12 protein-coding genes are annotated in these 12,885 nt (G+C 62.9%); 9 read left to right on the forward strand and 3 right to left on the reverse strand.

Features of this window, described 5'->3' with window-relative positions; genetic code table 11:
- Window positions 1–34 precede the first annotated feature (34 nt).
- The 9 genes from pal (at window position 35) to folD (ending at window position 9,322) form a co-directional block, all read left to right on the forward strand.
- Window positions 35–550 (forward strand): peptidoglycan-associated lipoprotein Pal, encoded by a 516-nt coding sequence (gene pal, locus AB1E34_RS05180; protein WP_372571269.1) that lies wholly within the window; start codon window positions 35–37, stop codon window positions 548–550.
- A 4-nt stretch (window positions 551–554) separates the two neighbouring features.
- Window positions 555–1,385 (forward strand): tol-pal system protein YbgF, encoded by an 831-nt coding sequence (gene ybgF / locus AB1E34_RS05185; RefSeq protein ID WP_372571270.1) that lies wholly within the window; start codon window positions 555–557, stop codon window positions 1,383–1,385.
- Window positions 1,382–2,635, forward strand: coding sequence for a tRNA lysidine(34) synthetase TilS (gene tilS, locus AB1E34_RS05190; RefSeq protein ID WP_372571271.1), 1,254 nt, complete (start codon window positions 1,382–1,384; stop codon window positions 2,633–2,635). The genes ybgF and tilS overlap by 4 nt, the downstream gene beginning before the upstream one ends.
- A 78-nt stretch (window positions 2,636–2,713) precedes the next feature.
- Window positions 2,714–4,630, forward strand: a complete 1,917-nt coding sequence (ftsH, locus tag AB1E34_RS05195; protein WP_372571272.1) for an ATP-dependent zinc metalloprotease FtsH — start codon at window positions 2,714–2,716, stop codon at window positions 4,628–4,630.
- A gap of 161 nt (window positions 4,631–4,791) precedes the next feature.
- Window positions 4,792–5,481 carry a hypothetical protein gene (locus tag AB1E34_RS05200; RefSeq protein ID WP_372571273.1) on the forward strand — a complete coding sequence of 230 codons (690 nt, stop codon included), beginning with the start codon at window positions 4,792–4,794 and terminating at the stop codon, window positions 5,479–5,481.
- 75 nt (window positions 5,482–5,556) lie between these two features.
- Complete coding sequence (locus AB1E34_RS05205) at window positions 5,557–6,132, forward strand: MOSC domain-containing protein (protein WP_372571274.1); 576 nt, start codon at window positions 5,557–5,559, stop codon at window positions 6,130–6,132.
- 177 nt (window positions 6,133–6,309) lie between these two features.
- A complete protein-coding gene (locus AB1E34_RS05210; protein WP_372571275.1) occupies window positions 6,310–7,986 on the forward strand; it encodes a formate--tetrahydrofolate ligase in 1,677 nt (558 codons plus the stop codon).
- A 58-nt stretch (window positions 7,987–8,044) separates the two neighbouring features.
- Window positions 8,045–8,350 carry a chorismate mutase gene (locus AB1E34_RS05215; RefSeq protein WP_306203626.1) on the forward strand — a complete coding sequence of 102 codons (306 nt, stop codon included), beginning with the start codon at window positions 8,045–8,047 and terminating at the stop codon, window positions 8,348–8,350.
- A gap of 54 nt (window positions 8,351–8,404) precedes the next feature.
- The gene (folD, locus tag AB1E34_RS05220; RefSeq protein WP_372571276.1) at window positions 8,405–9,322 is read left to right on the forward strand and encodes a bifunctional methylenetetrahydrofolate dehydrogenase/methenyltetrahydrofolate cyclohydrolase FolD; all 918 of its coding nucleotides are present in this window, start codon (window positions 8,405–8,407) and stop codon (window positions 9,320–9,322) included.
- Here folD and AB1E34_RS05225 read toward each other — a convergent pair.
- From AB1E34_RS05225 to AB1E34_RS05235, 3 genes are read right to left on the reverse strand one after another with little or no spacing between them, the layout of a single operon-like run.
- Window positions 9,319–9,726, reverse strand: coding sequence for a PaaI family thioesterase (locus tag AB1E34_RS05225; protein WP_372571277.1), 408 nt, complete (start codon window positions 9,724–9,726; stop codon window positions 9,319–9,321). The two genes, folD and AB1E34_RS05225, sit on opposite strands and share 4 nt — an antisense overlap.
- Window positions 9,727–9,753: 27 nt before the next feature.
- Window positions 9,754–10,422, reverse strand: a complete 669-nt coding sequence (pdeM, locus tag AB1E34_RS05230; protein ID WP_372571278.1) for a ligase-associated DNA damage response endonuclease PdeM — start codon at window positions 10,420–10,422, stop codon at window positions 9,754–9,756.
- 40 nt (window positions 10,423–10,462) lie between these two features.
- The gene (locus AB1E34_RS05235) at window positions 10,463–12,871 is read right to left on the reverse strand and encodes a ligase-associated DNA damage response DEXH box helicase (protein ID WP_372571279.1); all 2,409 of its coding nucleotides are present in this window, start codon (window positions 12,869–12,871) and stop codon (window positions 10,463–10,465) included.
- Window positions 12,872–12,885 lie beyond the last annotated feature (14 nt).

Consider the following 12,885-nt stretch of genomic DNA (forward strand, 5'->3'; position numbering starts at 1 on the left):
GATGAACAACAAAAAACAAAGTGAGGCTGAGGGAATGAAAGTATCGAGCAAACTGGCCGCGTTGGGCCTCGTGCTGGCCATTGCGGCCTGTACCAATAACTCACCTTTTGCAGCAGGCGGCGGTGCCGGTGGTGCTGGCGGTGTTGACGGCAGCGTATTGCCGGGATCACCCAGCGATCCACGCTCGCCCGCCTATTTCCAGCAGTCCGTGGGCGATCGGGTTCTGTTCCCGGTGAATGAATCGACGCTGACTGATGCCGCCAAGACAACCCTGCAGGGGCAGGCCGATTGGCTGATGCAGAACACCGATTATGCCGCCCGGATCGAAGGCCATGCCGACGAACAGGGAACCCGCGAATACAACCTTGCGCTGGGTGCACGGCGCGCCAATGCGGCCCGCGAATTTCTGATCTCGCGCGGGGTTGCGGGCAACCGGATCACCACGGTGAGCTATGGCAAGGAACGCCCGATCGAGATCTGCAGCCAGGAAGCCTGCTATGCCAAGAACCGGCGCGCGGTCACGGTTCTGGTTGCCAATGTGACGGGATAACAAGATGCGGTTTGGCGTGATTGCCTTTGCGGCGACGATGTTGGTGGGCGGAAGCGCGCTGGCGCAGGATCAGCAGACCCTGGCGGATATTCGTCAGGAACTGACGGTGTTGAATGTCGAGATCCAGCGCCTCAAGCGCGAGTTTTCTACCACCGGCGCGCCGCAGACGCAGACCTCCGGCTCGACCGTGCTGGAAAGGGTCGATGCGATCGAGGCCGAATTGCAGCGTCTCACACGCCTGACCGAACAGCTCAACCAACGGGTCGACGGGATCGTCAAGGATGGCACCAACCGCATCGGCGATCTGCAATTCCGGCTCTGCGAGCTGGAAAGCGGGTGTGACATCGCCACTTTGCCCGACACCCCAACGCTGGGCGGTGAGGTGACCACGCCGCTGGTCGCCACACCCGACCCGGCACCCCAGGAGTCTGTAACCGGCGGCACCGAATTGGCCGTGGGCGAGCAGGCGGATTTCGACGCCGCCACCAAGGCGCTCGACGCACAGGACTATGCCCGCGCGGCAGAGCTCTATGCTGCGTTTGACACCAGCTATCCGGGCAGCCCGCTTGCGGCGCAGGCGCATCTGAACCGGGGCCGCGCGCTGGATGGGCTGGGCGACACAAGGGAAGCGGCACGCGCCTATTTGGCGAGTTTCACCAACGACTCTACCGGTCCCACTGCCGCTGATGCGTTATACAACCTTGGCGCATCATTGGGCAGGTTGGGGCAAAATAGTCAGGCTTGTGTGACCCTTGGCGAGGTTGTGACTCGCTTTCCAGACGCAAATGCGGTATCGGCAGCCAATAGCGAAATGACAGCTTTGGGTTGCACTTGAAACACTTCAACGACGATCTTCTGGCCGTCCTGCTGGCAGGGGTGCCCAAGCCTTTGCCTGCGCGGATCGGTGTTGCGGTGTCGGGTGGTGGCGATTCGGTGGCTTTGTTGCATATTGCCAACCGTGCGCTTGCGGAAAGCGGCTGCACCGTTCTGGCTGCGACCGTCGATCACGGGTTGCGCCCGGAAGCGGCGGATGAGGCGGCGCAGGTTGCAGATCTGGCCGCATCGCTTGGCGTCGAACACAGCATTCTGAGTTGGCAGGGCTGGGACGGGCAGGGCAATCTGCAGGATCAGGCTCGCCGCGCCCGCTATCGCTTGTTGGCGGAATGGGCGCAGGCACGGGACATTTCTGTCGTCCTGACCGGCCACACCGCAGACGACCAGGCAGAGACCGTCCTGATGCGGCTGGCGCGATCCTCGGGTGTGTCGGGGCTGGCCGGTATGCCTGCCTCACGCGATTTGGGCGGTGTCACGCTGTTGCGGCCTTTGCTGGGGGTCAACCGCAAGGATCTGCGCTGCTATCTGCGGCGGCAGGAGGTGAGCTGGGCCGAAGATCCCTCGAATGACGACACCCGTTTTGAGCGCATCAAAGCGCGTCAGGCACTGGAGGTACTGGCGCCGCTGGGTATCACCAACGAGGTGCTCACCGATGTGGCCCGCAACATGGCGCAGGCGCGCGAGGCATTGGAACGCTACGCCGATTTCACCGCACAGGTCGCGCTTGAGACCGATATGGGCGATGTTCTTGTCGATGCCGAGGTGTTTGCCGGACTGCCCGAGGAAATCCGGCGCCGTCTGCTGATCGGTGCGGTTGGCTGGGTGAGCGGTGAGGAATACCCGCCGCGTCGCGCTGCTGTTGACGAGGCAATCGGCGCGATTGCAGCCGGACAGGGCGCGGTCCTGTCAGGCTGTCGCCTGTTGGTGCAAAGGGGCAGCATCCGCATCTGCCGCGAACTCAGCGCTGTTGAGAGCGTGACCTGCCCCGCAGATCAGGTCTGGGACCGGCGCTGGCGCATGTTCGGTCCCGATACCGCGCAGGCGGTGATCCGTCCGCTGGGCGAGGCCGGGCTGGCGCAATGCCCGGATTGGCGCACAACCGGGCGCCCCCATGCGGCGCTGATCGCCTCGCCATCGGTCTGGATTGGTGATAGTCTGGTGTCGGCTCCGCTGGCGGGGTTCGACAATGGCTGGGCTCTCAGTCTGATACTGGATGAAGAAGCTTTGTTCGACGCGTTTTTATCGCATTGAACCTGCCCCAATCATCTCTATTTTAGTAGCCTAGCCGGCCGATCCCTGGTTTACGGCCGATAGTTTAGGAGACATTCCTTGGGCAACGCACGCAACATCGCCTTCTGGGTCGTACTGTTCCTGCTGATTCTTGCGCTATTCAACCTGTTTAGCGGCTCTGGCGGCACGCTTCAGAGCCAGGAGCGGACCTATTCAGAGTTCGTTTCTGCCGTGGATGACGGCGAGGTGACTCGGGTGACGCTGGATGGCGAACAGATTCGCTACCGCACCAACGACAACAAAGACTACGTCACGATCAAGCCGGGCGATGCCGAGGTTACAAAGCTTCTGATCGACAAGAACATCCCTGTTCGCGCCGAAAAGCAGCAGCAATCGACGTTCCAGTCCTTCCTGATCACTCTCTTGCCCTTCCTGCTGCTGATCGGGGTTTGGGTCTATTTCATGAACCGGATGCAAGGCGGTGGCAAAGGCGGTGCGATGGGCTTTGGCAAGTCCAAGGCCAAGATGCTGACCGAAAAGCACGGTCGCGTAACGTTTGATGACGTTGCGGGCATCGATGAAGCCAAGGAAGAGTTGGAAGAGATCGTGGAATTCCTGCGCAATCCGCAGAAATTCAGCCGCCTCGGCGGCAAGATCCCCAAAGGCGCGCTTCTGGTTGGTCCTCCGGGCACCGGTAAGACGCTGCTGGCCCGTGCAATTGCGGGCGAGGCGGGTGTGCCCTTCTTCACCATTTCGGGCTCTGACTTCGTCGAGATGTTCGTGGGTGTTGGTGCAAGCCGTGTCCGCGACATGTTCGAACAGGCCAAGAAAAACGCGCCCTGTATTGTCTTCATCGACGAGATCGACGCCGTGGGCCGCCATCGTGGTGCTGGCTATGGTGGCGGCAACGACGAGCGTGAACAGACCCTCAACCAGCTGCTGGTCGAGATGGACGGGTTCGAGGCCAACGAAGGCGTGATCATCCTGGCGGCCACTAACCGTAAGGACGTTCTGGACCCCGCGCTGCTGCGCCCGGGCCGGTTCGACCGCAACGTCACCGTCGGCAACCCCGATATCAAAGGCCGTGAGAAGATTCTGGGCGTGCATGCCCGCAAGACGCCTCTGGGTCCCGATGTCGATCTGCGCATTATCGCGCGCGGGACGCCGGGCTTCTCGGGTGCCGATCTGGCCAACCTCGTGAACGAGGCCGCGTTGATGGCGGCGCGCGTGGGTCGTCGCTTTGTCACCATGGAAGATTTCGAGGAAGCCAAGGACAAGGTGATGATGGGGGCCGAGCGCCGTTCGATGGTGCTGACCCAGGATCAGAAGGAAAAGACCGCCTATCACGAGGCCGGACATGCCGTGGTCGGCCTGGCCCTGCCGGAATGCGATCCTGTCTACAAGGCGACGATCATCCCGCGCGGCGGCGCGCTGGGTATGGTCGTGTCGCTGCCCGAGATCGACCGCCTGAACTGGCACCGCTCGGAATGTCAGCAGAAACTGGCCATGACCATGGCAGGCAAGGCGGCTGAGATCATCAAATATGGCGAGGACAATGTCTCGAACGGCCCGGCTGGCGACATCCAGCAGGCCAGCCAGTTGGCGCGCGCGATGGTGATGCGCTGGGGCATGTCCGACAAGGTCGGCAATATCGACTATGCCGAGGCGCATGAGGGCTATAGCGGCAACACCGCAGGCTTCTCGGTCTCTGCCCACACCAAGGAGTTGATCGAGGAAGAGGTCAAACGCCTGATTCAGGAAGGGTATGAGCAGGCGCATCAGATCCTCACCGAGAAAGCCGAGGAATGGGAACGTCTGGCCGAGGGGCTGCTGGAATACGAGACCTTGACCGGCGAAGAGATCGAGCGCGTGATGCGGGGCGATCCGCCCACCTCCGAGGATGATGAAGGTGACACGCCGGATCAGGGCAGCGCGCCCAGCGTGACCGCGATCCCGAAAACCAAACCGAAATCCACGCCACCCGAGGGCGGAATGGAGCCGGAACCGACAACCTGACCCATATGGGCCAGTTGAAGAAAGCGCGACGCGGCTAACGCTGCGTCGCATTTTCGTTACCGTGAAGAACTTCTTGCGCACGTGCCATTGCACGCCGGATAGGCCATCCCTAGATTGTGACGACTTTGCTAACCCCACCCAATCCGGAAGGACGCCGCGCGATGGCGACATTGAATGATCACAGCACGATTTCCACGCCCGTCCGGGGCGGTGGTTCCTTGCTGCCCTTCTGGATTGCCTGCCTGATTATCGCTGCCTTCCTGGTTTTCGGCGCCGGGCTTTCGCCTGATCCCAAAAGCGTGACCAGTGAGGGGGGATCGGTCGAAACCGCCTCGGCTTTGCTATGGGGCTATGCGGCACTGCTGCTGATCTGGGTGGCACCGGGCACCGCGCTGGGGCGCGGCTGGCATTTTGTCCTGTTGTTTCTGCTTTTTGCCGCGCGCGAGCTGGACATGGACAAGGCCTATCTCAGCGAGGGCATCCTGAAAGCGCGTCTTTACACCGGTGATGCGCCGCTTGGTGAAAAGTTGATCGGGCTGCTGGTGATCGCACTGATCCTGAGCGTGTTGATCCGTATGGTGCGTGAGAATCTCGGAGATTGGTGGCGTGCGCTGCGTCAGGGAACGACCTGGGCACTTGCTGCGGGCGGCAGCCTGTTGCTGGCTGTGCTGTCCAAGACCATTGATGGTGCGGGCCGCAAATTGGCGCCGCTGGGCATTGAGTTGAGTGATAGGCTCGATAGTCGCTTGGGCATCGCCGAAGAATGGATGGAACTGGGCTTCGTCCTGCTGGCCATTCTCGCAGTCTGCCTCTGGGCGCGTGGCCGTTCGGAGTTCAACACGGCGCCCTGAGGCGCGCTTTTTGTTGCCAAACCCCTGTAACCCTTCAAACTGAACCCGCATTTGCACAGAAAGCGGGGATTCGGGATGCCGGTTTTGAAGGAAAGTGGCTATGCGGGAGAGGTGGTCTGGCTGGGCCATGTCGCGGCCGGGGGATCTCTGCGGGCGCACTCCACCGACCATCTCAATCTCGGCTTTGCGGGGCTGCCGGGCGAACGCCATGGCGGCGCAACCCGGGCGTCCTGCTCGCGGGTGCGCAACCTTTACCCGGAAGGCACCGAAATCCGAAATACGCGGCAATTGAGCATCCTGTCTCAGGAGGAGCTTGAGACCATCGCGCAGACCATGGGGCTGGCGCAGCTCGATCCGGCGCTGCTGGGGGCCAATCTGGTGATCCGGGGTATTCCCGATTTCACCCATATCCCGCCATCTTCGCGATTGCAGGGGCCATCGGGGGTGGTGTTGACCATCGATCTGGAGAATCGCCCCTGTATCCTGCCCGGCAAAGAGATCGAAGCCGAGGCGCCGGGCCATGGCGCTGATTTCAAACCGGCAGCAAATGACCGGCGCGGGGTGACCGCCTGGGTCGAACGGTCTGGCGGGCTGGCGCTTGGCGACCGGCTGGTGCATTTCCAACCCGATCAGCGGGGCTGGACCCCCTGAAGCCCTGATAGGCCCCCGCAGTTTCCGATTTGAAACAGTTCATTTTCGGCAACGCCGCTTCGCGACAACAAAGTGTCGGAATTCCTCTCTTTCCCAAAGCGACGCGGCGTTAGGAGTGGCGCAGAGCCGTCAGCGTATGCGTCGGCATGCATCGCAGTCTAACAGGGATCGCCGCACATGAGTTACAAGTCTGACATTGAGATAGCGCGGGAGGCTGTTAAGCGGCCCATATTTGAGATTGGGGACAGGCTTGGGATCGGTCGTGACGATCTTTTGCCCTATGGCCATGACAAGGCGAAGGTGAGCCAGGAGTTTATCGACTCGGTTCAGGATCGCGAAGACGGCAAGCTGATCCTGGTCACCGCGATCAACCCGACGCCTGCGGGTGAGGGCAAGACGACGACCACGGTGGGTCTGGGCGACGGGCTGAACCGGATCGGCAAGAACGCGATGATCTGTATCCGCGAGGCCTCGCTGGGTCCGAACTTCGGCATGAAGGGCGGCGCAGCGGGCGGCGGTTATGCGCAGGTGGTTCCGATGGAGGAGATGAACCTGCATTTTACCGGCGATTTCCACGCCATCACCAGCGCGCATTCGCTGCTCAGCGCGATGATCGACAACCATATCTACTGGGGCAATTCCTGCGAGATCGACATCCGTCGGGTCGCGTGGCGCCGTGTGGTCGACATGAATGACCGCGCCCTGCGCCAGATCACGGCATCGCTGGGCGGTGTCAGCAACGGCTTCCCGCGCGAGACCGGGTTCGACATCACCGTGGCCTCGGAAGTGATGGCGATCCTGTGCCTGGCCACCGATCTGAAGGATCTGGAAAAGCGTCTGGGCGACATCATCGTGGCCTATCGGCGTGACAAGAGCCCGGTCTATTGCCGCGACATCAAGGCCGAAGGCGCGATGACCGTGCTGCTGAAAGACGCGATGCAGCCCAACCTGGTGCAAACGCTGGAAAACAACCCCGCCTTCGTGCATGGCGGACCGTTTGCCAATATCGCCCATGGCTGCAACTCGGTGATTGCCACCAAGACCGCGCTGAAGGTCTGCGATTATGTGGTGACCGAGGCCGGTTTTGGCGCCGATCTGGGGGCCGAGAAATTCATGAACATCAAGTGCCGCAAGGCCGGTATCGCGCCCTCGGCGGTGGTGCTGGTGGCCACGGTGCGCGCGATGAAGATGAATGGCGGCGTGGCCAAGGCCGATCTTGGCGCGGAAAATGTCGATGCGGTCAAATCGGGCTGCGCCAACCTCGGTCGTCATATCGAGAACGTCAAATCCTTCGGCGTGCCGGTGGTGGTCGCGATCAACCATTTCGTCACCGACACGGATGCCGAGGTGCAGGCGGTGAAGGATTATTGCGCGGATCACGGCGTTGAGGCGGTGCTGTCGCGGCACTGGGAGCTGGGCTCGGAAGGTTCGGCGCCGCTGGCCGAGAAGGTGGTGGAAATCGTCGAGGGCGGCACCGCCAACTTCGCGCCGATCTATCCCGACGAGATGCCGCTGTTCGAAAAGATCGAAACCATCGCCAAGCGCATCTACCGCGCCGACGAAGTGCTGGCCGACAACAAGATCCGCAACCAGCTGCGCGAATGGGAAGAGGCGGGTTATGGCAATCTGCCGGTCTGCATGGCCAAGACGCAGTATTCCTTCTCGACCGATCCCAGCTTGCGCGGCGCGCCGGTGGGCCATTCGGTGCCGGTCCGCGAGGTGCGCCTCAGCGCGGGTGCGGGCTTTATCGTTGTGGTGTGCGGCGAGATCATGACCATGCCGGGTCTGCCGCGCGTTCCTGCGGCTGAGAGCATCAGACTTAACGACGCAGGTCAGATCGAGGGCTTGTTCTGACCGGCCAAATAAGACATCCCGTGGCCCGGGAGAGTGTTCCGGGCCGCAGGAGAGTTTGATGCCCCCTCTGAAAGCGCCGCAGGACTGCGAGACGATGCAGGATCTGCGGGTCCAGATCGACAGGCTTGATCAACAGTTGGTTGAGATGCTGCTGGAGCGCGCGCGTTATATCGACCGCGCCTCGCAGCTCAAACCCGGCGAAGGTCTGCCCGCTCGCATCCCGGACCGTGTCGAAGAGGTGGTGGCAAATGTCCGCGCCAGGGCGGGCCAGTCCGGGTTGGACCCCGATCTGGCCGAACAGCTCTGGCGCATCCTGATTGACTGGTCGATCGCGCGCGAAGAACGCGTGCTCGGCCCTGATTGAAATCCATGACCGGGCGGGGCTGTCCCGCCAGGGTCCGAGCAGGGGGAGACCCGAATGGGCGCGCAAATCATCGACGGAAAGGCCTTTGCCGCACAGGTGCGCGGGCAGGTGGCCGGGCATGTGGCGACACTGAAGGCAGAGCACGGGATCACCCCTGGCCTCGCCGTGGTGCTGGTGGGCGAGGACCCGGCCAGCCAGGTCTATGTGCGCTCCAAGGGCAAGATGACCGTCGAGGTCGGCATGAACTCCTACGAGCACAAACTGGAGGCCGACACGTCTGAGGCGGATCTGCTGGCGCTGATCGATCAGCTTAACAATGACCCGGCGGTGCATGGCATTCTGGTGCAGCTGCCGCTGCCCGGCCATCTGAACGAGGATCTGGTGATCAACTCGATCGATCCGGCCAAGGATGTGGACGGGTTCCATATCTCGAATGTGGGTCTGCTGGGGACGGGGCAGAAATCCATGGTGCCGTGCACGCCGCTGGGCTGCCTGATGATGCTGCGCGATCATCATGGGTCGCTGTCGGGTCTGGACGCTGTGGTTGTGGGCCGCTCCAACATCGTCGGCAAGCCGATGGCGCAGCTTTTGCTGGGCGATAGCTGCACCGTCACCATCGCGCATTCCCGCACCAAGGACCTTCCGGACGTGGTCCGCCGCGCCGATATCGTGGTGGCCGCTGTGGGACGCCCCGAAATGGTGCCCGGCGACTGGATCAAGCCCGGCGCCACGGTGATCGATGTGGGCATCAACCGCATCGAGGCGCCTGAGAAGGGCACCAATGAAGACGGCAGCGTGAAAACCCGCCTCGTCGGCGACGTCCACTATGACAGCGCCGCCGCAATCGCCGGAGCCATCACCCCCGTCCCCGGCGGCGTCGGCCCCATGACCATCGCCTGCCTGCTGGCCAACACCCTCACAGCCGCCTGCCGCGCAAACGGGCTCCCGGAACCAGAAGGGCTGACCGCTTAAGGCGCAACAGGCACCATCGTCCCCTGTAAAAGGGCGACATGGGTTTCCTGCTCGCCTGCGACGGCATAGACATCCGCGGTGACAATAATCAGCCTGCGGCCGGGCTTCACCACCCGGCCCACCGCGCGCAGCCGCTGACCGCGCGCCGGGGCGAGCAGGTTGATCTTCATCTCAGCGGTCATCACTTCCTGTGGTTCGGGCACGAGTGTCAGCGCGGCGTAGCCCGCCGCCGAATCCCCCAGCGCAAAACTCAACGCTGCATGGGCTGCCCCTTGCTGTTGCAGGGCGATCTCAAGGATCGGTGCACTCAGCACTACGCGGCCTTCGGATATCTCGTCGATCCGGGCGCTAAACGTCGCCATCATGGATTGTCGCGCAAAACTGTCCCTGATCCGCTGATCCATTGTTCCGCCTTTCTGAGTGTGGCCAGTTCAGCCGTCGCGCGGCATCGGCACGGCGCGCGGTGGGCTGCCCGTCAGGATCGCCAGCGCATCGGGGCGCATCAGGTCGCACAGGACCGGCTCGTTGCAGTGCAGCCCGCCGGTATAGGTGCCATAGGCGGGCAACAGCAGCCGGTCCCGATCTACCAGAAAAGCCGCGCGGGTGATGCTGCGGCCACGGGTGCGGACGCGCGCTTTGGGGTGGTAATGCCCCGAGATTTCGCCCATGGTGCCTGGCTTTGCGATATGGCGGAAGGTAACCGTGTCGATGCGAACCTCGTGCCGGTGCTGGCCGCCGATCTCGACCGGGCCGGGATCGTGATTACCCTCGATCCAGGTCCATTCACGTCCCGCCTGCAGCGAGGCGATCCATTGCCGGTCCCCCTCACCAAGTGCACGCGCTGCATCCAGATCGTCAAAACTGTCGCCCAGACAGATCACGATGCGCGCACCGGTCTGATCCAGATCATCGGCGAGGCGGTTGAGCGTGTCGCGGGTTTCATAGGGTGGCAGGGCGGGCGCCCCGCGTCGGGCAATCCGCTCGGACTTGCCCAGATGCAGATCCGAGACGCAGAGCAGCCGCCAGTCCGGCCACCAGAGCGCGCCGGAGCCCAGTGCCACAAGATGCTTGCCCGCGAATTCAAACTCAAACCCGTTCATGCTCCGTTCTTCCCTCGGATCGCGTCCGTTCGCAAGCCCTTTAAGCACTCAAACCGGCCTCGGATAGCAGGCGTTCGCTTTCCTCGGCCAGCAGCCGCTCTTCGGCTGATCCCTTGACCGGCACCTTGCCGACTTCCAGCAGCAGCGGCGCGGCCAGTGGCGTGATCCGGTCCAGCCGCACAAGGTCGATCCGGTCGCCGACCCGCGCGATCATCTCTTCGATACGGCCGAAATCCACCAGCCCGCGCATGGCCTCGTCCCGGGTGATCTGCATCAGCACATGATCAGGGTCGTATTTCAGCAGCGTGTCATAGAGGATATCGGATGAAAACGTCGCCTGACGCCCGCTTTTGCGCTGACCGCCGGTGTTGCGTTCGATCAGCCCGGCGATGGTGGCCGAGGCCCGAAACGTCCGCTTCATCACCGCATTGCCCGCCAGCCAGCTCTCCAGCCCGTCGCGCAGCGCCTCAATGCGAAACAGTGGCGCTGCATCGGTCAGCGCGTCCAGCCCCCAGATCAGCGTCGCGTAATCGGTCGAGACAAAGCCCAACGGGTGCAGGCCGACCTCTTCCATCCGCTTGGTCAGCAGCAGGCCCAACGTCTGCATCGCGTTGCGACCAGCAAAGCCATAGACGCAGACATGTTCACGCCCGTCATGGGGGAAGCTTTCGACCAGCAGCCGTCCCCGCTGGGGCAGTTGCGAGACATCACGCTGTAAGCCGAGCCAGTCGGCGGTGTGACGGGGCAGTTGTGGCCAGCTCTCTTGTGCGAACATGTCGAGGATGCGGGCGCTAAGCTGGGTGGAGGTGGCGAATTTCGTGCCCATGAAGGTGGCGATCTTGGGTTTCTTGTCGGCGCGGCGGGTGACTTCGACCGTCATCTCGCGCAGACCCTCATAGCGCACGATCTGCCCGCCGATCAGGAACGTGTCGCCGGGCGTGAGAGAGGCGGCGAAGCCTTCCTCGATCTCACCCAAGGGCTTGCCGCCCCGGTTGCGTTTCAGTCGCACCTTCAGCGTGTCAGTGTCCTGAATGGTGCCGATATTCATCCGGAGTCGCGCAGCCGCGCGTGGGTCGCGCAACTGCCAGTGCCCGTCGGGGCGCTGTTGCAGGCGCTGCCAGCGGTCATAGGCGCGCAGGGCATAGCCGCCGGTTCCACAGAAATCGAGGCAATCGTCGAACTCCGCCCGCGTCAGATCAGCGAAAGGCCCCGCTGAAGTCATCTGCTCATAGAGCGCACCCGCTTCAAACGGACCAGCAGCGGCGGCGATCAGGATATGCTGGCACAGCACATCGCGGGGGCCGCGCCCGCGCGGGTCTCCATCCAGATCATGCGCCTTGACGGCTTCCAAAGCAGCGACGCATTCCACCACCTCGAACCGGTTGGCGGGGACCAGCAGCGCCTTGGAGGGCGCGTTATAGCGGTGATTGGCGCGTCCGATCCGCTGCACCAGCCGTTTGACGTTCTTGGGTGCACCGATCTGGATCACCAGGTCGACATCGCCCCAATCGATGCCCAGATCGAGCGAGCCGGTGCAGACGATGGCGCGCAACTCGCCGCGCACCATCGCCCCCTCAACCCGTTCGCGCTGCTGCCGGTCGAGCGAGCCGTGATGGATGCCGATCGGCAGGCCTTCCTCATTGGCAAGCCACAGATTGTGAAAGAAAATTTCCGCCTGCGCGCGGGTGTTGTGAAAGATCAGCGTGGTATTGTGCCGGCGTATCTGCTCCAGCACCGCCGGGATCGCGTAAGCCGCGCCGCCGCCCGACCAGGGCGGCATTTCCTCGGTCTTCAGCATGGCGATATCGGGGTCAGGGCCGGGATCGGCCAGCAGGATGTCGCAGGGGTCGGGATGGCGGGCGAGCAGGCGGGCTATGGCGTCGGGGTCCTCGACCGTGGCCGAAAGCCCCACGCGCCGCAGATCGGGGCAGAGCGTTTGCAGATGTGCCAGCGCCAACATCAGCTGATCGCCGCGTTTGCTTTCGGCCAGAGCGTGGATTTCATCTACGACCACCCGCTGCAACCCGGCAAACATGCGCGGCGCGTCCTCGTAAGAGGTCAGCAGCGCCAGGCTTTCCGGTGTGGTCAGCAGGATATGCGGCGGGTCGGCGCGCTGGCGCTTTTTCTGCGTGGCCGAGGTATCGCCAGTGCGGTCCTCAATCCGGATCGGCAGGCCGATCTCGTCCACCGGTGTGCGCAGGTTACGCTTGATATCCGCCGCCAGCGCCTTGAGCGGCGAGACATAGAGTGTGTGCAGGCCGTCGTGATCGCCATTGGCCAGTTCCGCCAGCGTTGGCAGAAACCCGGCCATCGTCTTGCCGCCGCCGGTGGGCGCAATCAGCAGCGTCGCCGGGTCATGTGCCCGGTCGAACATATCCTGCTGATGCGGATGGATCGACCAGCCCTTGGCTGCGAACCAGTTCAGAATTGCGGGGGGAATCTGCGCCATTGCAGGCAGCTTAC

Source organism: Ruegeria jejuensis, from assembly GCF_041537905.1.
Classification (GTDB): Bacteria; Pseudomonadota; Alphaproteobacteria; order Rhodobacterales; family Rhodobacteraceae; genus Ruegeria_C.